The organism is Azoarcus sp. DD4, from assembly GCF_006496635.1.
Lineage (GTDB): Bacteria > Pseudomonadota > Gammaproteobacteria > Burkholderiales > Rhodocyclaceae > Azoarcus.
The window spans coordinates 886,400-906,683 of record NZ_CP022958.1; the positions used below are offsets into that span (position 1 = coordinate 886,400).

The following is a 20,284-nucleotide window of genomic DNA, read 5'->3' on the forward strand; positions in this document are numbered from 1 at the left end:
GACTACCGATTACCTGGGAGACCCACATGCAGACTCGTCGCAGCTTCATCAAGGCCCTCGCGCTTTCCGCCTCCATCGCCGCGATCGGCGCGCCGCTCGGCGCGCACGCCGCCGACACCATCAAGGTCGGCATCCTGCATTCGCTGTCCGGCACGATGGCGATCTCCGAGACTGCCCTGAAGAACGTCGCGCTGATGACCATCGAAGAGATCAACGCCAAGGGCGGCGTGATGGGCAAGAAGCTGGAGCCGGTGGTAGTCGACCCTGCCTCGAACTGGCCGCTGTTCGCCGAGAAGGCCCGCCAGCTGGTGGCGCAGGACAAGGTCGCCGCGGTGTTCGGCTGCTGGACCTCGGTGAGCCGCAAGTCGGTGAACCCGGTGTTCAAGGAACTCAACGGCCTGTTGTTCTATCCGGTGCAGTACGAAGGCGAAGAGCTCGAGAAGAACGTGTTCTACACCGGCGCCGCGCCCAACCAGCAGGCCATTCCGGCGGTGGAATACCTGATGAGCGCCGAAGGCGGCAGCGCCAAGCGCTTCGTGCTGCTGGGCACCGACTACGTGTATCCGCGCACCACCAACAAGATCCTGCGCGCCTTCCTCAAGAGCAAGGGCGTGGCCGATGCGGACATCATGGAGGACTACACCCCCTTCGGCCATTCGGACTACCAGACCATCATCGCCAACATCAAGAAGTTCGCCTCCGAAGGCAAGAAGACGGCGGTGATCTCCACGATCAACGGCGACTCGAACGTGCCGTTCTACAAGGAACTCGGCAACGCCGGCCTGAAGGCGACCGACGTGCCGGTGGTGGCGTTCTCGGTGGGCGAAGAGGAACTGCGCGGCGTCGATACCAAGCCGCTGGTCGGCCACCTCGCCGCCTGGAACTACTTCATGACGGTGAAGAACCCGGAAAACACCGCCTTCATCAAGAAGTACAAGGACTGGGCGAAGAAGAACGGCGTGCCCAACGCCGACACCGTGGTCACCAACGACCCGATGGAAGCCACCTACGTCGGCATCTACATGTGGAAGCAGGCGGTCGAGAAGGCCAAGTCCACCGACACCGACAAGGTCATCGCCGCGCTCGGCGGCCAGACCTTCAAGGCGCCGTCCGGCTTCACCCTGACCATGGACAAGACCAACCACCACCTGCACAAGCCGGTGTTCATCGGCGAAGTGCGCGCCGACGGCCAGTTCGACGTGGTGTGGAAGACCAAGGAGCCGATCCGCGCCCAGCCGTGGAGCCCGTTCATCCCGGGTAACGAGGGCAAGCAGGGGCTTTGAGGGTTGGTTTGTCCCGGCGCGGCTGCGCCGGGATGTCTTTGCCCCCTCCCCTTCAAGGGGAGGGTTGGGGTGGGGATGGGGTTGCCGCGGCGCTGAACCCAACCCCATCCCCCTAACCAGTAGTCTCGGCTGCGTCTCGCCGCTACGCAGGCGTCGAGCTTCGCTCGCCGAAACCCCTGCTCCACCCCCCTTGAAAGGGGAGGGACGAGCTCCGGACGGCTGAGCCTTTGCTTCAACCCCGAATTCCCGATTCGCCCCCGTGGGCGAATGATCCGATGGAGCCTGCCATGAACCGATTGCTGCTGCGGCTCGCGCTGCTCTTCGCCTCGCTCGCCTGCCTTGCCTTGCCGGCCCGCGCCGCGCTCGATCCCGGCTTGGTGGCCGGCTTCGCCGGCGACTTCAACAGCCGCGTCGCCGCCATCGAGGCGCTGGGTGTGGATGGCAGCGCCGAGGCGCGCGCGCTGCTCGATGCGGTGGAGGCCGGCAATGTCGGCGTCGCCGCCGACAAGGTGGTCGTCATCGACGGCGACGCGGTCAAGGACGCCGCCAGCGGCGAAACCCTGCAGGTCGCCGCCGACGAGGTCGAGACCATCACGGTGAACAACCGCATCCGCCGCGCGCTCGCCACCGCGCATGCCGCGCTGGCGCTGGCGTCGGCGGACGCCGCCGAGCGTCTGGCGGCGGCAAACACCTTGACCGAGAACACCTCCGAATCGCTGCTGCCGTTGTTCGAACGCACGCTCGCCGGGGAAAAGGATGAAGCCGTGCGCGGCGTCCTCAGCCGCGCCGTCGCCCGCGTCAACCTCGGCTCCGCCGACGCCGCCAAACGCCTGAAGGCCGCCGAGGCGCTCGGCGCATCCTCCGATCCGGCGGTCAAGAACATGCTCGCCGCGCTGCTGGAAAAGCGCGGCGAGGGCAAGGACGCCAGCTGGGTCGAGCCCGACGCCGAGGTGCGCGCCGCGGCCGAAGCCTCGATCAAGGCGATCGACCGCCGTATCGCTACCGCGCAGGCGGTGGGCACGGTGTTCTCCGGCCTGTCGCTCGGTTCCATCCTGTTGCTGGCCGCGCTCGGCCTCGCGATCACCTACGGCGTGATGGGCATCATCAACATGGCCCACGGCGAGCTGCTGATGGTCGGCGCCTACGCCACCTTCCTGGTGCAGGGCCTGTTCCGCAGCTACCTGCCGGCCTACCTCGACTGGTACGTGGTCGCCGCCATCCCGGTCGCCTTCTTCGCCGCCGCGCTGGTCGGCGTGGCGATGGAGCGGCTGGTGCTGCGCCACCTCTACGGCCGCCCGTTGGAATCGCTGCTCGCCACCTGGGGCCTGTCGCTGGTGCTGATCCAGGCCGCGCGCGTGGTGTTCGGCCCGCAGAACCTCGAACTCGCCAACCCGGGCTGGATGTCGGGCGGCATGGAACTGGCCGCCGGCGTGGTGCTGCCCTGGAACCGCATCGTCATCATCGGTTTCGCCGTGTTCGTGCTGGTGCTGATCTGGCTGATGATGCAGAAGACCCGGCTCGGCATGTTCGTGCGCGCCGTCACCCAGAACCGCCCGATGGCCGGCTGCGTCGGGGTGCCGACGGCGCGGGTCGACACGCTCGCCTTCGCCATCGGTTCCGGCGTCGCCGGGCTGGGCGGGCTGGCGCTGTCGCAGATCGCCAACGTTGGCCCGGCGATGGGCCAGGGTTACATCGTCGATGCCTTCATGGTGGTGGTGCTCGGCGGCGTCGGTCAGTTGGCCGGTGCGGTGTGGGCGGCGCTCGGGCTGGGCATCGTCGCCAAGTTCCTCGAAGGCTGGGCCGGCGCGGTGATCGCCAAGATCCTGGTGCTGGTGTTCATCATCGTCTTCATCCAGAAGCGGCCGCAGGGGATCTTCGCCCTGAAGGGGCGCTTCGCCGACAGCTAGACAGAGCGCCCCACCGCCAAGCGACGGTCGGGGTGTTCGCACAGCGGGCGAGGACTGTCCGAGCCCGAAGGGCGAGTTCCGCAGCTCGCGGAGCGAACACCCCGGCCGGCGCGTATCGCAAGCCGAGAGCAACACAGCACCGACGGTTTGAACAAAGCACTCAAGCAAAAGGAGGCGCTCCCAAATGCGCACCCCATTCACCGTAAGACTGTTCCAGAGCATGCCGAAGACCGGCTGGGTCGCGCTCGCGATCTTCGCCGTCGTCGCCTGCGTCGGCGTGCCCGTCGCCCACCTCGCGCTGCCGGAGGGCCATGCGCTGCACCTGTCCGCCTACACCGTCAGCCTGCTCGGCAAGATCCTGTGCTACATGGTGGTGGCGGTGGCGATGGACCTGATCTGGGGCTACGCCGGCATCCTCAGCCTCGGCCACGGCCTCTTCTTCGCCCTCGGCGGCTACGCCTTCGGCATGTACCTGATGCGCCAGATCGGTCGCGACGGCAGCTACCAGAGCGACCTGCCGGACTTCATGGTCTTCCTCGACTGGAAGGAACTGCCCTGGTACTGGGCGGGCTCCGACTCCTTCCTGTGGGCGATCTTCCTGGCCATGGCGCTGCCGGGGCTGGTGGCCTTCGTGTTCGGCTACTTCGCCTTCCGCTCGCGCATCAAGGGCGTGTATTTCTCCATCATCACCCAGGCGCTGACCTACGCCGCGATGCTGCTGTTCTTCCGCAACGAGACCGGCTTCGGCGGCAACAACGGCTTCACCGACTTCAAGCGCATCCTCGGCCACAGCATCACCTCGCCGGAAATGCGGGCGACGCTGTTCGCGCTCTCCGCGCTGCTGCTGATCGCCTGCCTGGTGCTGGGGCGCTACCTCGTCAGCTCGCGCTTCGGCCGCGTGCTCGCCGCCATCCGCGACGCCGAGAGCCGGGTCATGTTCATCGGCTACAACCCGCTGCACTACAAGCTCTTCATCTGGACGCTGTCGGCGGTGCTGTGCGGTTTGGCCGGTGCGCTCTATGTGCCGCAGGTGGGCATCATCAACCCGTCGGAAATGAGTCCGGCCAATTCCATCGAGATCGCGGTGTGGGTGGCGGTGGGCGGCCGCGGCACCCTGGTGGGCGCGGTGCTGGGCGCCGGCATCGTCAATCTGGCCAAGAGCTTCTTTACCGTCACCGTGCCGGAATACTGGCCCTTCTTCCTCGGCTTCCTCTTCATCGCGGTCACGCTCTACCTGCCGGATGGCGTGGTCGGCCTGTGGCGCAAGCTGCGCGCCCGCAAGGGGCCGGACAGCGCCGCCTCGGCGCCCGCCGCGGTCGCCACGCCGGCGTCAGCCAAGAGCGAAGCCGTTTCCGACAACACTGTTGCCAAGGGAGCCACGGCATGACCGAGACGACCGATCTGGAGCGCCGCGCGGTTGCCTTTGCCGCCGACGGCGAACGCGAGAACTGGGAGGGCGGCGCCGCCACCGGCCACGTCGCCACCGGCGAGCTCGACCTTTCGCACAACGTCATCCTGTACCTGGACGACATCACGGTCAGCTTCGACGGCTTCCGCGCGCTCAACAAGCTGTCGCTGACGATCGACGCCGGCGAGCTGCGCTGCATCATCGGCCCCAACGGCGCCGGCAAGACCACGATGATGGACGTCATCACCGGCAAGACGCGGCCCGACTCCGGCAAGGCCTTCTTCGGCCAGACGCTGGACCTGACCCGCATGACCGAACCGGAGATCGCCCACGCCGGCATCGGCCGCAAGTTCCAGAAGCCGACCATCTTCGAGAACCACAGCGCGTTCGAGAACCTGGAACTGGCAATGAAGGCCGACAAGCGGGTGCGCCGAACCCTCTTCGCCAGCCTGTTCGACGACGAGCGCGACCGCATCGCCGACGTGCTGAAGCAGATCCGCCTCGACAAGCTCGCCGACCGCAGCGCCGGGCTACTGTCCCACGGCCAGAAGCAGTGGCTGGAGATCGGCATGCTGCTGATGCAGGAGCCCAAGCTGCTGCTGCTCGACGAGCCGGTCGCCGGCATGACCGACGACGAGACCGAGCGCACCGCCGAACTGTTCGTGAGCCTCGCCGGCAAGCATTCGCTGATGGTGGTGGAGCACGACATGGCCTTCGTCGAGGCGCTCGGCGGCAAGGTCACCGTGCTGTGCGAAGGCTCCGTGCTGGCCGAGGGCGATCTCGCCACGGTGCAGGGGGATTCGCGGGTTATCGAGGTTTATCTGGGGCGTTGATGGTTGTTCGTGCCGCTCGGCGGTTATTGCGTTGAACCGCCGGCTGCGCGGGGTATTCCTTCCAGTGGCTGCGGAACTCGCTCACGACGTTCGCTCGGATAGTCCCCGCCCTTCCACGAATACCTCGCACATCCGGCTCGACGCGGTGGTCACCCAGAATCCCAGGACCAGAGCGCCGCATCCCAAACCACGCGGGTTCTTCGGGTTTCGGTTTTGCGGTTTGAGCAATCGATCAGGCCAAGCCAGTCGTGCGGGGTGTTTGTGGAGGGGCGAGGACTGTCCGAGCGTAGCGAGTTCCGCAGCCCCGGAAGAAACACCCCGCGCGGCTGGCGTTAGAACCACGGCCGTCAACGCACCACGAAAACACCGCGCCCACTTTTTGCTTAACACCCTGACCCCCGGCCCCGTGGCCTAAAGCCAGGACCCGCCGAAAGGACGAAACATGCTGAAAGTCGACAACCTCAACCAGTACTACGGCGGCAGCCACATCCTGCGCGGCCTCTCGTTCGAGGTGCCGGTGGGCAAGGTCACCACGCTGCTCGGCCGCAACGGCGTCGGCAAGACCACGCTGCTCAAGACCCTGATGGGTCTGGTACCGGCCGCCAGTGGCACGATCCACTTCGGTGCGCAGGACATCACCCGCGCACCATCGTACAACCGCGTGCGCGCCGGCATCGGCTTCGTGCCGCAAGGGCGCGAGATCTTCCCGCGCCTCACCGTCGAGGAAAACCTGCTCATGGGCCTGGCCACCCGGCCGCGTGGCGAAAGCATCCCGCAGCGCATCTTCGATATGTTCCCGGTGCTCAAGCAGATGATGGGGCGGCGCGGCGGCGACCTCTCCGGCGGCCAGCAGCAACAGCTCGCCATCGGCCGCGCGCTCGCCTTCGGTCCCAAGCTGCTCATCCTCGACGAACCGACCGAGGGCATCCAGCCCTCGATCATCAAGGACATCGAACGCGCCATCCGCAGCCTGGCCGCCACCGGCGAAATGGCCATCCTGCTCGTCGAGCAGTACTACGACTTCGCCCGCGCCCTCTCCGATCAATACCTCGTCATGGAGCGTGGCGAGATCGTCATGCGCGGCGAGGGCGCCAACATGGATGCCGACGGCGTGCGCGAGGCGCTCGCCGTCTGAACCGGGCCACCGTGGCCCCCTACAGGAGAACAACGGATGGCCAACGGATGTGCCTGGGATTCGCTCGACGCCCACCTGCTGCGGGTGCTGCATGTACTCCTCACCGAAGGCAGCGTGTCGCGCGCCGCGCGGCGGCTCAACCTGTCGCAGCCGGCGGTCAGCACCGCGTTGAAGCGTCTGCGCGACATCACCGGTGACAAGCTGCTGGTGCGCTCGCGCACCGGCATGACGCCCACCGAGCGCGGCGCCGAACTGCTGGAACCGGTGCGCATCGTGCTCGACCAGATGGAGCGCATCGCCGCCGGCCCGGCCGGCTTCGAACCGGCCAGCTCAAAGCGCATCTTCAACATTGCCACGCCTGATTACCTCAACGCGCTGATGCTCGGCGAGATCGTCACCGACATCCACCGCCAGGCACCGGGCGCGCAGGTGGTGTTCCACTCGATGACGCAGGCCTTCGATTACCCGCGTGCGCTCGAATCCGGCGAACTCGATCTCGTCATCGGCAACTGGCCGAATCCGCCTGAGCACCTGCGTACCGCACCGCTGTTCGAGGACCGCATGGTGGTGATGATGCGTACCGGCCACCCGCTCGCCGGCACGCCGCTCAAGCTGGCAGACTGGCTGGGCGCCGAGCACGTGGTGCCGACGTCCTACTCGGTCGGCCAGCGTGGCGTGGTGGATGTCTATCTCGCGCGCGAACGCCTGCGCCGCAATGTCGTCGCCCATGTGCCTTACTTCCACATGGCGCCCTACATGGTGCTGCAGTCCGAGCTGCTGTTCACCGCGCCGGCGCGCTTCGCATCGCATTACGCGGAGTTTCTGCCCATCGCCGTTGTCGACGCGCCGGTCGAGCTGCCGGGCATGGCCTACTACCTGCTGTGGCATGACCGCAGCCAGCATTCGGCCGAATGCCGCTGGCTGCGGGAGCGCATCGTGCGTGCGGCACGTACCGAAACGGTGTCCGCGCCGCTGCGCCGCGTCGCCTGATCCGGGGCAGCGTCAGCGCCCTTTGAACACCGGCTTGCGCTTGGCGAGGAAGGCGTCCAGTCCCTCGCGGTAGTCCTCGGTGGCGAGGAAGTCGAAGGCGGCGCGGCGTTCCGCGTCGCTCAGCGGCTCCTCGCACTGCAGCCGCTTCACCCACTGCTTGTGCCAGCGTGCCACCAGCGGCGCGCCGGCGGCGATGCGTGCGGCGCAGGCGGCGGCTTCGTCGAACACCTTCTCGTCATCCACCACCCGCGTCAGCAGCCCTTTCTGCAGCGCCTCGGTCGCACTCAGGATGCGGCCTTCGAGCAGTATCTCCAGTACCACCGCGGGACCGGCAAGCGCCAGCAGCCCGGCCATTTCCCCCGGATACATCGAGAAGCCGAGCTTGTTGATCGGCGCGCCGAAGCGCGACGACGCGCCGGCGATGCGCAGGTCGCAGCAGCCCGCGATCTCCAGCCCGCCGCCGACGCAGGCGCCGCGGATTGCCGCCACCGTCGGCAGCGGGCAGTCGCGGATCGCATTCAGCGCGGCGGCCACCAGTTCCTCGTGGTAGTGCAGGGCGTCGTCCAGGGTGGCGCGCACGGTGAGGAATTCCTCGATGTCGCCGCCGGCGGCGAAGGCGTCCTCGCCGGCGCCGCGCAGCACGATGCAGCGCACGGTCTCGTCCTGTCCCAGCGTGAGGAAGGCGTCGCGCAGCTGGCACCACATGGCGGCATTCACCGCGTTGAGCTTGTCCGGGTTGGAGAGGGCGACGGTGGCGATGCCAGCATCGCGAGCCACGGTGATCTGTCCGTTCATGCGGGGCGGGTCCTGTGTTTGCGGCCGGGCAACGGGGCGGCGGAAGCGCCGCGCAACCGCGCCGGGCAGGCTTGTGGATGTCCGCAATTGTCGCCCAAGCAAAGACTTTGGCAAATCCTTCCATACCATGTGGTATGGAGTCATAAGAATAATATATCATTCGCCAAAACCGACACCCCGCGCCAGACGGAGAGGTCGGTCAGGAGGGTGGAGGAAGCAACGATTTGCCGTTGTTTTCTTGAGGAGAGGAGAGAGATGTCGACTTCTGTGTATGCTCATATCAGGCGCAATCCGCGTTTTGCGGAACTTGTCGCCAAGCGCACCCGCTTCGCCAGCCTGCTGGCCGCGATCGTGCTGGTGGTGTTCTACGGCTTCGTGCTGCTGGTGGCCTTCGCCCCGGAGCTGATCGGTCAGCGCCTGTCGGAAGGCAGCAACCTGACCCTCGGCATTGCCGCCGGCTTGTTCCAGTTCGTGTTCTTCTGGGTGCTGACCTTCGTGTACGTGCGCCGCGCCAACGGCGAGTTCGATGCGATCAACACCGAGATCGTGCGCGCCGCCTGGAAGGAGGAGAAGTGATGAAGACCTCCCTCCTGTCGCGTCTTGCTGCCGGCCTGCTGGCGCTGCCGCTGTCTGCCACCGTGCTGGCTGCCGGCCCGGCGATGGAAGCAGCGCAGAAGCAGCCGCTCAACCTGCACGCCATCGGCATGTTCTTCGTGTTCGTGCTGATGACGCTGGGCATCACCTACTGGGCGGCGAGCCGCACCAAGTCGACCGCCGACTTCTACACCGCCGGCGGCGGCATCACCGGCTTCCAGAACGGCCTCGCCATCGCCGGCGACTACATGTCCGCCGCGACGCTGCTCGGCCTCACCGCGATGATGTATCTGCAGGGCGTCGACGCCTACATCTACATGATCGCCTTCTTCGTCGGCTGGCCCATCATCCTCTTCCTGATGGCCGAGCGCCTGCGCAACCTCGGCAAATTCACCTTCGCCGACATCACCGCCTACCGGCTCGACCAGGGCAAGGTGCGGACGATGGCGGCGGTGAGTTCGCTCACGGTGGTGTGCTTCTATCTGGTGGCGCAGATGGTCGGTGCCGGCCAGTTGATCAAGCTGCTGTTCGGCCTGGATTACAACATCGCCCTGTTCGTGGTCGGTGCGCTGATGATGGTCTACGTCACCTTTGGCGGCATGGTCGCCACCACCTGGGTGCAGATCATCAAGGCCTGCATGCTGCTGCTGGGTGGCACTGCGGTGATGCTGCTGGCGATGAGCCAGTTCGGCTTCAGCTTCGAGACCCTCTCCAGCCGCGCGATGGAAGTGCACAAGCTCGGGCCCAAGCTGCTGAGCCCGGGTAGCCTGCTGGCCGATCCGGTGACCGCGATCTCGCTCGGCCTCGGCCTGATGTTCGGCACCGCCGGCCTGCCGCACATCCTGATGCGCTTCTTCACCGTGACCGACGCCAAGGAGGCGCGCAAGTCGGTGCTGTTCGCCTCGGGCATCATCGCCTACTTCTTCAACGTCATCGCCCTGATGGGCCTGGCGGCCATCCTCATCGTCGGCCAGAACCCGGAATACTTCGAGGGCGGCACCATCGGCGGCAAGATCGTCGGCGGCGGCAACATGGTGGCGATGCACCTGGCGCACGCAGTCGGCGGCAACCTGCTGCTCGGCTTCCTGTCGGCGGTGGCCTTCGCCACCATCCTGGCGGTGGTGGCCGGCCTGGCGCTGGCCGGCGCATCGGCGATCTCGCACGACATCTACGCCCGCGTCATCATGAAGGGCAAGGCGTCGGAAACCACCGAACTGAAGGTGTCGAAGTTCGCCACCATCGGCCTGGGCGTGATCGCGGTGCTGCTCGGCATCGTGTTCGAGAAGATGAACGTCGCCTTCATGGTGGCGCTGGCCTTCGGCGTGGCTGCGTCGGCCAACTTCCCGGTGCTGATCCTGTCGATGTACTGGAAGGGTCTCTCCACCCGCGGCGCGCTCGCCGGCGGCTACCTCGGCCTGTTCAGCGCGGTGGCCTTCGTGGTGCTGTCGAAGTCGGTGTGGGTGGATGTGCTCGGCAATGCCGCGCCGCTCTTCCCCTACACCCAGCCGGCGCTGTTCTCGATGCCGATCGCCTTCCTCGCCGCCATCCTGGTGTCGCTGCTCGACAGCAGCCAGAAGGCGGTCGCCGAGCGCGATGCCTTTGAAGATCAGTACGTGCGTGCGCAGACCGGTGTGGGCGCTGCCAGCGCCGCCGCCCACTAAGCGGTAACGATGCGTCGCGGCTCTGGTTGCGGCGCATGACGATGTGATCAACCCCCTCCGGCCGCAAGGCCCGAGGGGGTTTGTTTTGCTTGGCGTCGCGCCAGTGGAGGTCATGGCGATGTCGTGGGGCGGTGCTAGACTTGGCCGTCCGCATCGAATTTCCCTGCCGCCGCTAGGAGTGGTCGTGGCGCTGCTCAATCACCTTTTGCTCATCCTGCTGCTGATCGCCGTCAGCGCATTTTTTTCGCTGGCCGAGATTTCGCTCGCGGCCGCCCGCAAGATCAAGTTGCGGCTGCTGGCCGAGGAAGGCAGGGTCGATGCCCAGCGCGTGCTCGCATTGCAGGAGAACCCCGGCAACTTCTTCACCGTGGTGCAGATCGCCCTCAATGCGGTGGCCATCCTCGGCGGCATCGTCGGCGAGCAGGCCCTTTCGCCCTACGTGGAGGCGGCGCTGCGGCCCTTTTACGACGGGCCGGCGCTCGGTACGCTGAGCTTCGTCGTCGCCTTCGTGTTCGTTACCTCGCTATTCGTGCTGTTCGCCGACCTGATGCCTAAGCGGTTGGCGATGGTGAGGCCGGAAGAGGTGGCGATGCGGGTGGTGCGGCCCATCCAGGCCTGCATGTGGCTGTTTGCGCCGCTGGTGTGGCTGTTCAACAGCGTGGCGGACCGGCTGTTCAAGTTGTTCGGCGTGCCCAACGTGCGGGGCGACGACATCACCGCCGACGACATCCTGGCAATGGCCGATGCCGGCGCCCAGGCCGGCGGCCTGCTCCAGCAGGAAGAACACCTGATCCGCAACGTGTTCGAACTCGACGCCCGCATCGTGCCCTCGGCCATGACGGCGCGCGACAGCATCGTCTTCTTCACCCTGGGCGAGAGCGAAGAGAGCATACGGCGCAAGATCGCCGAGCATCCGCACGGCAAGTTCCCGGTGTGCGAGAGCACCATCGACAGCGTGATCGGCTATGTGGACGCCAAGGACATTTTCGCGCGCATCCTGCAGGGGCAGGACCTTTCGCTGCGCACCCAGCCCATCGTCCGCAAGGTGCTGATGCTGCCGGACTCGCTGACGCTGTTCGAGGCGCTGGAGCGTTTCCGCGACGCGAAGGAGGATTTCGCGCTGGTGATCAGCGAATACGCGCTGGTGGTCGGCTTACTGACGCTGCAGGACGTGATGAACACCGTGATGGGCGAACTCGGCAGCCCCTTCCAGGAAGAGCTGATCGTGCGGCGCGATGAGAACTCCTGGCTGATCGACGGTGTGACGCCGATCGAGGACGTCATGCAGGCGCTGGCGATCGACGAGTTCGAGGGCTTCGAGAACTACGAGACGATCGCCGGCTTCCTGATGTACCGCCTGCGCAAGGTGCCCAAGCGCACCGACAGCGTGGTCTATGCCGGCTACAAGTTCGAAGTGGTCGACATCGACAACTACCGCATCGACCAGGTATTGGTGACGCGGGAGCCCGCCGCGGCCTGAGCGGCCGTCGCGGACTTCAGGCTGCGCGGTTGCGTGCCGCGGCGATGCGGGCGAGCGCGCTGCGGCCGCTGCGGATGTGTTCGCGCATGCGTTGCTCCGCAGCGTCGGCGTCGCGGGCGAGCAGGGCATCGAGCAGGGTGCGGTGCTCGGCCAGCGACTGCTCCAGGCGGCCTTCGGAATACAGCGAGTGGTGGCGCGACAGCTTGATGACCTTGCGCAGATCCTCGATCACATGCAGCAGCCAGCGGTTATCGGCGATTTCCTGCAGGGCGTGGTGGAAGGCCTGGTTGGCCTCGAAGAAGCGGTCGATGTCCTGCGCCTCGGCGGCCTTTTCCAGATCGCCGTGAATGGACTGCAGGCGGGCGAGGTCGGCGTCGCTGGCGCGACCGGCAGAGGCCTTGGCGCATTCGCCTTCGAGCAGTGCCATCACGTTGAAGACCTCGTCGAGGTCGCGCTCCGAGATTTCCGTGACATAGCAACCGCGACGCGGCTTGAGCGTGACCAGACCTTCGGACGCCAGCACTTTCAGCGCCTCGCGCAAGGGCGTGCGCGAGATGCCGTATTGCTCGGCGAGCGCCTGCTCGTCGACCCAGGTGCCAGGTGGCAGTTCGTGCGAAAAAATGCGCTCGCGCAGGCGTTCGGCGACTTCCTGGTAGAGCGCGAGCGGGGCGATGCGAGAGGCAGTCATGGGCAGTGTGGTCTTCGGGGGAGCGGAAGGATAACGCGTTCCGGCCGCTTTCTCACCCCATTGCATACATAATTATGGATAAAGTATTATTACTGAACTGATCGAAGTCAACACCGCTTCAACCAGTCGCTTTCCTGCATGCGGCGTAGCATGGGAGGCTCCGGGCCCACGGCCCGGAGCGCATGAGAGGGACTACGTCGCGAGCTGGAGCGCCAGCGACCGCCCGCGGTTACGACTGCGGGCGGTCCCGCTGCCGCCCACTCTCGGGGCCGACTGCCGGTGAAACTTGGCTACCGAATAATGCAACGCCGCCGCCGCGGCTTTTCTGTTTCAGAGAGGGTTTGTCATGTCGAACGCCAACGCGCCCGCGTATCCCCAGCCGGACCTGGACGCCTGGAAGAAGGCCGCCGCGAAGCACGCACCGGATGGCGATCTGGAGAAACTGAACTGGATCACGCCCGAAGGGCTGACGGTCAAACCGCTGTACACCAAGGCCGACACCGCCGATCTGCCGCACGCCGACACGCTACCGGGTTTCGAACCCTTCCTGCGCGGCCCCCAGCCGACCATGTACGCGGTCAAGCCGTGGACCATCCGCCAGTACGCCGGCTTCTCCACCGCTGAAGAATCCAACGCCTTCTACCGCAAGGCGCTCGCCGCAGGCGGTCAGGGCGTGTCGGTGGCCTTCGACCTCGCCACCCATCGCGGCTACGATTCCGACCATCCGCGCGTAACCGGCGACGTCGGCAAGGCCGGCGTGGCGATCGACTCCGTCGAGGACATGAAGATCCTGTTCGACAGCATCCCGCTCGACAAGGTCTCGGTGTCGATGACCATGAACGGCGCGGTACTGCCCATCCTGGCCGGCTACATCGTCGCCGCGGAAGAGCAGGGCGTCAGCCAGGACAAACTGTCGGGCACGATCCAGAACGACATCCTGAAAGAATTCATGGTGCGGAACACCTACATCTATCCGCCCACGCCGTCGATGAAGATCATCGCCGACATCTTCGGCTACACCGCGCAGCACATGCCGAAGTTCAACTCGATCTCGATCTCCGGCTACCACATCCAGGAGGCGGGTGCGAACCAGGCGATCGAACTGGCCTTCACGCTGGCGGACGGCCTGGAATACGTGCGCACCGGCATCAATTCCGGCATGGACGTCGACACCTTCGCCGGCCGCCTGTCCTTCTTCTGGGCGGTGGGCATGAACTTCTACCTCGAGATCGCCAAGATGCGCGCGGCGCGTCTGCTGTGGTGGCGGATCATGAAGCAGTTCAACCCCAAGAGCCCGAAGTCGATGATGCTGCGCACCCACTCGCAGACCTCCGGCTGGTCGCTCACCGAGCAGGACCCGTACAACAACGTGGTGCGCACCACCATAGAGGCGATGGCGGCGGTGTTCGGCGGCACCCAGTCGCTGCACACCAACGCGCTCGACGAAGCGATCGCGCTGCCCACCGAGTTCTCGGCCCGCATCGCGCGCAACACCCAGATCATCATCCAGGAAGAGACCCACATCTGTAACGTGGTCGATCCCTGGGCCGGCTCCTACATGATGGAGTCGCTCACCCAGGACATGGCCGACAAGGCCTGGGCGCTGATCGAGGAAATCGAGGCCATGGGCGGCATGACCAAGGCGGTCGAGTCCGGCTGGGCCAAGATGAAGGTCGAGGAATGCGCCGCCGACAAGCAGGCGCGCATCGACTCGGGCAAGGACGTCATCGTCGGCGTGAACAAGTACAAGCTCGCCAAGGAAGATCCGATCGAGATCCTCGACATCGACAACCACGCCGTGCGCGACGCGCAGATCGCCCGTTTGACCAAGATCCGCGCCACCCGCGATGCCGCCGCGGTCGAAGCCGCGCTGGCCGCGCTGACCAAGTGTGCCGAGACTGGAGAGGGCAACCTGCTCGACCTCGCGGTCAAGGCGGTGCGCCTGCGCGCCACCGTCGGCGAAATCTCCGACGCGCTGGAAAAGGTGTTCGGCCGCTACCGCGCCAACCCGCAGGCGGTGTCAGGCGTCTATGGCGCCGTGGTGGAAGAGGATGCCGACTGGAAAGCGCTGAAGGCCGAGATCGAAACCTTCGTCGCCGAGGAAGGGCGGCGTCCGCGCATCATGATCGCCAAGCTCGGCCAGGACGGCCACGATCGCGGCGCCAAGGTGGTGGCCTCGGCCTTCGCCGACCTCGGTTTCGACATCGACATCGGCCCGCTCTTCCAGACTCCGGAAGAAGCCGCCCGTCACGCGGTGGAAAACGACGTGCATGCGGTCGGCTGCTCCAGCCTGGCCGCCGGGCACAAGACCCTGGTGCCGGCCATCATCAACGAACTCAAGCGCCTGGGTGCGGACGACATCATCACCTTCGTCGGCGGCGTGATCCCGGCGCAGGACTACGACGCGCTCTACGCGGCCGGCGCCAAGGGCATCTTCGGGCCGGGCACGCCCATCCCGAAGGCGGCGCGCGAAGTTCTCAAGCAGATCCGCGCGGCCAAGGTCGCGGCCTGATACGCTGCGCAGCCCGGATGGCCTCCGACGGAGGCGTCCGGGCGTGGTCCCGCCCCCATCCCGTTCGATGTCGATGAACATGCCCGAAACCCTGCCGCTGCCCGCCGCCGATCTCGCCCTGGTCGAGGGCGTGCGCGCGCGCCAGCTGCGCCCGCTCGCCAAGACCATCACGCTGATCGAGTCTCAGCGCGAAGAGCACAAGGTGCGCGCCCGTGCCGTGCTGGAGGCGCTGCTGCCGCACACCGGCGGTGCGATGCGGGTGGGTATCTCCGGCGTGCCGGGGGTGGGCAAGTCCACCTTCATCGAGGCGCTGGGCCTGCACCTGATCGGGCAGGGTCTGCGCGTGGCGGTGCTGGCGGTCGATCCCTCGTCGTCGCTGACGGGCGGTTCCATCCTCGGCGACAAGACGCGGATGGAGCTGCTCAGCCAGAATCCCGCAGCCTTCATCCGCCCCAGCCCGTCGGCCGGTTCGCTCGGCGGCGTGGCCGAGAAAACGCGCGAGACTATGCTGGTGTGCGAGGCGGCCGGTTTCGACGTGATCATCGTCGAGACCGTGGGGGTGGGGCAGAGCGAGACCGCGGTTGCCGGCATGACCGACATCTTCTGCCTGCTGCAGCTGCCCAATGCCGGCGACGACCTGCAGGCGATCAAGAAGGGCATCATGGAGATCGCCGACCTCATCGTCATCAACAAGGCGGACATCGATGCTAGCGCGGCGATGCGGGCGAAATCGCAGATGAAGACGGCGCTGCACATGCTGCGCCCGGCGAGCCCCAACTGGACGGTGCCGGTGCTTACGCTGTCGGCACTGAAGAAGGATGGTGTTGCCGACTTCTGGAACACGGTGCAGGACTACCGCGCCGCGATGACGAAGAGCGGCGAGTTCGAGGCCAAGCGCCGCCACCAGGCGCTGGCCTGGATGTGGGAACAGATCGACGCCGGCTTGCGCAGCCGTTTCCGCAACCATCCGGGCGTGCGCGAAGCCCTGCCGCAGCTGTCGGCTGCGGTGGAGGCGGGCGGTACCACCCCGTCGGCGGCGGCGCTGCGTCTGCTTGCCTACCTGAATTGAAACGCTAGAACGACATATCGTCCGGCCGCGATAGCGCGGGCGGCGAGCAAGGAACCTTAAAGGAGGTCATCAATGCACGACATCATCCGTCAGCTGGACGAGAAGCGCGCCGCGGCCCGCCTGGGCGGCGGCCAGAAGCGGATCGACTCCCAGCATGCCAAGGGCAAGCTCACCGCGCGCGAGCGCATCGAGCTGCTGCTCGACCCGGATTCCTTCGAGGAATGGGACATGTTCAAGGAGCACCGCTGCGTCGACTTCGGCATGGCTGATGCGGAAAAGACCCCGGGCGACGGCGTGGTGACCGGCTACGGCACCATCAACGGCCGCCTGGTGTTCGTGTTCTCGCAGGACTTCACCGTGTTCGGCGGCTCGCTGTCCGAAACCCACGCCGAGAAGATCTGCAAGGTGATGGACCACGCGATGAAGGTCGGCGCGCCGGTGATCGGCCTCAACGACTCGGGCGGCGCGCGCATCCAGGAAGGCGTGGCCTCGCTCGGCGGCTATGCCGACGTGTTCCAGCGCAACGTCATGGCGTCCGGCGTGATCCCGCAGATCTCGATGATCATGGGTCCCTGCGCCGGCGGCGCGGTGTATTCGCCGTCGATGACCGACTTCATCTTCATGGTGAAGGATTCCTCCTACATGTTCGTGACCGGTCCGGAAGTCGTGAAGACCGTGACCCACGAGGACGTCACCGCCGAGGAACTGGGCGGCGCGGTGACCCACACCAGCAAGTCCGGCGTGGCCGACCTCGCCTTTGAGAACGACGTCGAAGCGCTCGCCATGCTGCGCCGTTTCATGAACTACCTGCCGTCGTCCAATCGCGAAAAGCCGCCGGTGCAGCCGACCAACGACCCGGCCGACCGTCAGGACTTCTCGCTCGACACCCTGGTGCCGGACAATACCAACAAGCCGTACGACATGAAGGAGCTGATCATCAAGGTGGTCGATGACTGCGACTTCTTCGAGCTGCAGCCCGACTACGCCAAGAACATCATCATCGGCATGGCGCGCATGGACGGCCAGCCGGTCGGCATTGTCGCCAACCAGCCGCTGGTGCTGGCCGGCTGCCTGGACATCAAGTCCTCGATCAAGGCGGCACGCTTCGTGCGTTTCTGCGACGCCTTCAACATTCCGGTGGTGACCTTTGTCGACGTGCCCGGCTTCATGCCCGGCACCGCCCAGGAATACGGCGGCATCATCAAGCACGGCGCCAAGTTGCTCTATGCCTACGCCGAGTGCACCGTGCCGAAGATCACCGTGATCACCCGCAAGGCCTACGGCGGTGCCTACGACGTGATGTCCTCCAAGCACCTGCGCGGCGACGTCAACTTCGCCTGGCCGAGCGCCGAGATTGCGGTGATGGGCCCGAAGGGCGCGGTCGAGATCATCTTCCGCGAAGAAAAGAACAACCCGGAGAAGCTTGCCGAGCGCGAAGCCGAGTACAAGGCCAAGTTCGCCAACCCCTTCGTGGCGGCGAGCCGCGGCTTCATCGACGACGTGGTCATGCCGCACAACACCCGCAAGCGCATCTGCCGCAGCCTGGCAATGCTGGCCGACAAGCAGCTCGACAACCCGTGGCGCAAGCACGGCAACATTCCGCTCTGATCGCCGGGGAGACTTAACGCAATGTTTACCAAGATCCTGATTGCCAACCGCGGCGACCAGCCGCAAAGCGGCGCAGAGACGAAGTCAAATCGCCGTGCGTGCGCAGCACGCTGCGATTGAGCCGCGGAGAGATAACGTATGTTTACCAAGATCCTGATTGCTAACCGCGGCGAAATCGCCTGCCGCGTGATCAAGACCGCCCGCAAGATGGGCATCAAGACGGTCGCCGTCTATTCGGAGGCCGACAAGGACGCGCTGCACGTCGACCTCGCCGACGAAGCCGTCTGCATCGGCCCGGCGCCGTCGAAAGATTCCTACCTCGTCATGGACCGCATCATCGCCGCGTGCAAGCAGACCGGCGCCGAGGCTGTCCATCCGGGCTACGGCTTCCTGTCGGAGAACGCCGAGTTCTCGCGCCGCCTCGAAGAGGAAGGCATCAAGTTCATCGGCCCGAAGCACTACTCGGTCGCCAAGATGGGCGACAAGATCGAGTCGAAGAAGCTCGCGATCGAAGCCAAGGTCAACACCATCCCGGGCTACAACGACGCCATCGCCGGCCCGGCGGAAGCGGTCGAGATCGCCAAGAAGATCGGCTACCCGGTGATGATCAAGGCCTCCGCCGGCGGCGGCGGCAAGGGCCTGCGCGTCGCCTACAACGACGCCGAAGCCTTCGAGGGCTTCTCGTCCTGCGTCAACGAAGCGCGCAACTCCTTCGGCGACGACCGCGTGTTCATCGAGAAGTACGTGCTCGAGCCGCGCCACATCGAGATCCAGGTGCTCGGCGACTCGCACGGCAACTACGTGTACCTGAACGAGCGCGACTGCTCCATCCAGCGCCGTCACCAGAAGGTCATCGAGGAGGCGCCGAGCCCCTTCGTCGATGCCGAGATGCGCAAGGCGATGGGCGAGCAGGCCGTGGCGCTGGCGCGTGCGGTGAATTACGAGTCGGCCGGCACGGTCGAGTTCGTCGTCTCCGGTGCGACCAAGGAGTTCTACTTCCTCGAGATGAACACCCGCCTCCAGGTCGAGCACCCGGTCACCGAGCTGATCACCGGGCTGGATCTGGTCGAGCAGATGATCCGCGTCGCCGCCGGCGAGAAGCTGCCGCTCTCCCAGGCCGACGTGAAGATCAACGGCTGGGCGATGGAATGCCGCATCAACGCGGAAGACCCGTTCCGCGGCTTTCTGCCCTCCACCGGCCGTCTGGTGCGCTTCCAGCCGCCGGCCGAAGCGCCGGGCCAGGTGCGCGTCGATACCGGCGTCTATGACGGCGGCGAGATCTCGATGTTCTACGACTCGATGATCGCCAAGCTCATCGTGCACGGCGCCACCCGCGACCAGGCGATCGCCCGCATGCGCGACGCGCTCAACGCCTTCGTGATCCGCGGCATCAGCTCCAACATCCCCTTCCAGGCCGCGCTGATGCAGCATCCGCGCTTCTGCTCGGGCAACTTCAACACCGGCTTCATCGCCGAGGAGTTTCCCAAGGGCTTCGACGCCTCGATGGTGCCGCACGACGATCCGGCCCTGCTCGCCGCGGTTGCCGCCTATGTCCATCGCAGCTACATCGACCGTGCCGCCAGCGTGTCCGGCCAACTGCCGGGCCACGAGCGCATCGTTGGCAACGAATGGGTGGTGATCCGCATGGGCGGCGACAACGGCAACGAACTGCTGCCGGTCACCGCCACGCCGATTGCCGGTGGTTACGCGGTGACGCTGAATGGCGAGACCTACACCATCGAGTCCGACTGGCAGCTCGGCCAGGCGCTGTTCAACGGCACCTGCAACTCCGACGAGTTCACCCTGCAGGTCGAGCGCCACAAAATGCGCTACCGCCTGTTCCACTGGGGTACGCAGGCCGACTTCATGGTCATGTCCAAACGTGCCGCCGAACTGCAGGGTTTGATGCCGGTGAAGCTGCCGCCCGACCTCTCCAAGTTCCTGCTGTCGCCGATGCCGGGTTTGCTGCGCGAGATTGCGGTTGTCGAAGGCCAGGATGTGAAGGCCGGCGAGAAGCTCGCGGTGATCGAGGCGATGAAGATGGAGAACCTGCTCAAGGCCGAGCAGGATGGCAAGGTCAAGAAGATCGTGGTCAAGCCGGGCGCCAGCCTGGCGGTGGACGACGTCATCATCGAGTTCGAGTGATCCGTCGCCACGACGCATTTGCTGTTTCGTTCGATGGGGAGGGAGATCCGGCGGCTTAGATCGCCGGATACCTGTCGAGGGATGGGCCCGCGCAAGCGGGCCCTTTTTTATTCGCCTGTGCCCAATTTGGGGGGCTGGCTGGCGGGATGTGTACGAGAATGCTCAATTAGATCGAT

The 20,284-nt window shown here is 65.9% G+C and carries 15 protein-coding genes; 13 read left to right on the forward strand and 2 right to left on the reverse strand.

All coding sequences use genetic code 11. The features are described 5' to 3' along the window. Window positions 1-26 precede the first annotated feature (26 nt). The 6 genes from urtA (at window position 27) to CJ010_RS04315 (ending at window position 7,556) form a co-directional block, all read left to right on the forward strand. Window positions 27-1,283, forward strand: coding sequence for an urea ABC transporter substrate-binding protein (gene urtA / locus CJ010_RS04290; protein WP_141016895.1), 1,257 nt, complete (start codon window positions 27-29; stop codon window positions 1,281-1,283). 287 nt (window positions 1,284-1,570) lie between these two features. Next, a complete protein-coding gene (urtB, locus tag CJ010_RS04295; protein ID WP_240794495.1) occupies window positions 1,571-3,190 on the forward strand; it encodes an urea ABC transporter permease subunit UrtB in 1,620 nt (539 codons plus the stop codon). A 184-nt stretch (window positions 3,191-3,374) separates the two neighbouring features. After that, complete coding sequence (gene urtC / locus CJ010_RS04300; protein ID WP_141016897.1) at window positions 3,375-4,577, forward strand: urea ABC transporter permease subunit UrtC; 1,203 nt, start codon at window positions 3,375-3,377, stop codon at window positions 4,575-4,577. Continuing rightward, window positions 4,574-5,431 (forward strand): urea ABC transporter ATP-binding protein UrtD, encoded by an 858-nt coding sequence (gene urtD, locus CJ010_RS04305; protein ID WP_141016898.1) that lies wholly within the window; start codon window positions 4,574-4,576, stop codon window positions 5,429-5,431. The genes urtC and urtD overlap by 4 nt, the downstream gene beginning before the upstream one ends. Window positions 5,432-5,873: 442 nt before the next feature. Then, window positions 5,874-6,566, forward strand: coding sequence for an urea ABC transporter ATP-binding subunit UrtE (gene urtE / locus CJ010_RS04310; RefSeq protein ID WP_141016899.1), 693 nt, complete (start codon window positions 5,874-5,876; stop codon window positions 6,564-6,566). A 36-nt stretch (window positions 6,567-6,602) separates the two neighbouring features. Beyond that, window positions 6,603-7,556 carry a LysR substrate-binding domain-containing protein gene (locus CJ010_RS04315; RefSeq protein ID WP_141016900.1) on the forward strand — a complete coding sequence of 318 codons (954 nt, stop codon included), beginning with the start codon at window positions 6,603-6,605 and terminating at the stop codon, window positions 7,554-7,556. A gap of 12 nt (window positions 7,557-7,568) precedes the next feature. Here CJ010_RS04315 and CJ010_RS04320 read toward each other — a convergent pair whose 3' ends face one another. Beyond that, the gene (locus CJ010_RS04320) at window positions 7,569-8,351 is read right to left on the reverse strand and encodes an enoyl-CoA hydratase/isomerase family protein (RefSeq protein ID WP_141016901.1); all 783 of its coding nucleotides are present in this window, start codon (window positions 8,349-8,351) and stop codon (window positions 7,569-7,571) included. Window positions 8,352-8,606: 255 nt separating this feature from the next. On the opposite strand from CJ010_RS04320, the gene CJ010_RS04325 reads away from it, so the two are divergent. The 3 genes from CJ010_RS04325 to CJ010_RS04335 all read left to right on the forward strand — a co-directional run bounded on the left by CJ010_RS04325 (window position 8,607) and on the right by CJ010_RS04335 (window position 12,086). Beyond that, window positions 8,607-8,927, forward strand: coding sequence for a DUF485 domain-containing protein (locus CJ010_RS04325; protein ID WP_240794496.1), 321 nt, complete (start codon window positions 8,607-8,609; stop codon window positions 8,925-8,927). After that, window positions 8,927-10,606 (forward strand): cation acetate symporter, encoded by a 1,680-nt coding sequence (locus CJ010_RS04330; RefSeq protein ID WP_141016902.1) that lies wholly within the window; start codon window positions 8,927-8,929, stop codon window positions 10,604-10,606. The genes CJ010_RS04325 and CJ010_RS04330 overlap by 1 nt, the downstream gene beginning before the upstream one ends. Before the next feature lie 184 nt (window positions 10,607-10,790). Then, window positions 10,791-12,086 (forward strand): hemolysin family protein, encoded by a 1,296-nt coding sequence (locus CJ010_RS04335; protein ID WP_240794497.1) that lies wholly within the window; start codon window positions 10,791-10,793, stop codon window positions 12,084-12,086. A gap of 16 nt (window positions 12,087-12,102) precedes the next feature. Here CJ010_RS04335 and CJ010_RS04340 read toward each other — a convergent pair whose 3' ends face one another. Further along, window positions 12,103-12,774, reverse strand: a complete 672-nt coding sequence (locus CJ010_RS04340) for a GntR family transcriptional regulator (RefSeq protein WP_141016903.1) — start codon at window positions 12,772-12,774, stop codon at window positions 12,103-12,105. A 346-nt stretch (window positions 12,775-13,120) separates the two neighbouring features. On the opposite strand from CJ010_RS04340, the gene scpA reads away from it, so the two are divergent. The 4 genes from scpA (at window position 13,121) to accC (ending at window position 20,108) form a co-directional block, all read left to right on the forward strand. After that, window positions 13,121-15,286 carry a methylmalonyl-CoA mutase gene (scpA, locus tag CJ010_RS04345; protein ID WP_141016904.1) on the forward strand — a complete coding sequence of 722 codons (2,166 nt, stop codon included), beginning with the start codon at window positions 13,121-13,123 and terminating at the stop codon, window positions 15,284-15,286. A gap of 67 nt (window positions 15,287-15,353) precedes the next feature. Continuing rightward, on the forward strand, window positions 15,354-16,355 hold the full coding sequence (gene meaB / locus CJ010_RS04350; RefSeq protein ID WP_141020569.1) for a methylmalonyl Co-A mutase-associated GTPase MeaB: 1,002 nt from the start codon (window positions 15,354-15,356) through the stop codon (window positions 16,353-16,355). A gap of 72 nt (window positions 16,356-16,427) precedes the next feature. After that, window positions 16,428-17,963: an acyl-CoA carboxylase subunit beta gene (locus CJ010_RS04355; protein WP_141016905.1), complete on the forward strand. Its 1,536-nt coding sequence runs from the start codon at window positions 16,428-16,430 to the stop codon at window positions 17,961-17,963. A gap of 138 nt (window positions 17,964-18,101) precedes the next feature. Next, a complete protein-coding gene (accC, locus tag CJ010_RS04360; protein ID WP_141016906.1) occupies window positions 18,102-20,108 on the forward strand; it encodes an acetyl-CoA carboxylase biotin carboxylase subunit in 2,007 nt (668 codons plus the stop codon). Window positions 20,109-20,284 lie beyond the last annotated feature (176 nt).

What these genes read in the sequence shown, in the direction of transcription:
- urtA (WP_141016895.1), top strand. Translation starts at nt 27, where the DNA reads ATGCAGACTCGTCGCAGCTTCATCAAGGCCCTCGCGCTTTCCGCCTCC.
- urtB (WP_240794495.1), top strand. Translation starts at nt 1,571, where the DNA reads ATGAACCGATTGCTGCTGCGGCTCGCGCTGCTCTTCGCCTCGCTCGCC.
- urtC (WP_141016897.1), top strand. Translation starts at nt 3,375, where the DNA reads ATGCGCACCCCATTCACCGTAAGACTGTTCCAGAGCATGCCGAAGACC.
- urtD (WP_141016898.1), top strand. Translation starts at nt 4,574, where the DNA reads ATGACCGAGACGACCGATCTGGAGCGCCGCGCGGTTGCCTTTGCCGCC.
- urtE (WP_141016899.1), top strand. Translation starts at nt 5,874, where the DNA reads ATGCTGAAAGTCGACAACCTCAACCAGTACTACGGCGGCAGCCACATC.
- CJ010_RS04315 (WP_141016900.1), top strand. Translation starts at nt 6,603, where the DNA reads ATGGCCAACGGATGTGCCTGGGATTCGCTCGACGCCCACCTGCTGCGG.
- CJ010_RS04320 (WP_141016901.1), bottom strand. Translation starts at nt 8,351, where the DNA reads ATGAACGGACAGATCACCGTGGCTCGCGATGCTGGCATCGCCACCGTC.
- CJ010_RS04325 (WP_240794496.1), top strand. Translation starts at nt 8,607, where the DNA reads ATGTCGACTTCTGTGTATGCTCATATCAGGCGCAATCCGCGTTTTGCG.
- CJ010_RS04330 (WP_141016902.1), top strand. Translation starts at nt 8,927, where the DNA reads ATGAAGACCTCCCTCCTGTCGCGTCTTGCTGCCGGCCTGCTGGCGCTG.
- CJ010_RS04340 (WP_141016903.1), bottom strand. Translation starts at nt 12,774, where the DNA reads ATGACTGCCTCTCGCATCGCCCCGCTCGCGCTCTACCAGGAAGTCGCC.
- scpA (WP_141016904.1), top strand. Translation starts at nt 13,121, where the DNA reads ATGTCGAACGCCAACGCGCCCGCGTATCCCCAGCCGGACCTGGACGCC.
- meaB (WP_141020569.1), top strand. Translation starts at nt 15,354, where the DNA reads ATGTCGATGAACATGCCCGAAACCCTGCCGCTGCCCGCCGCCGATCTC.
- CJ010_RS04355 (WP_141016905.1), top strand. Translation starts at nt 16,428, where the DNA reads ATGCACGACATCATCCGTCAGCTGGACGAGAAGCGCGCCGCGGCCCGC.
- accC (WP_141016906.1), top strand. Translation starts at nt 18,102, where the DNA reads ATGTTTACCAAGATCCTGATTGCTAACCGCGGCGAAATCGCCTGCCGC.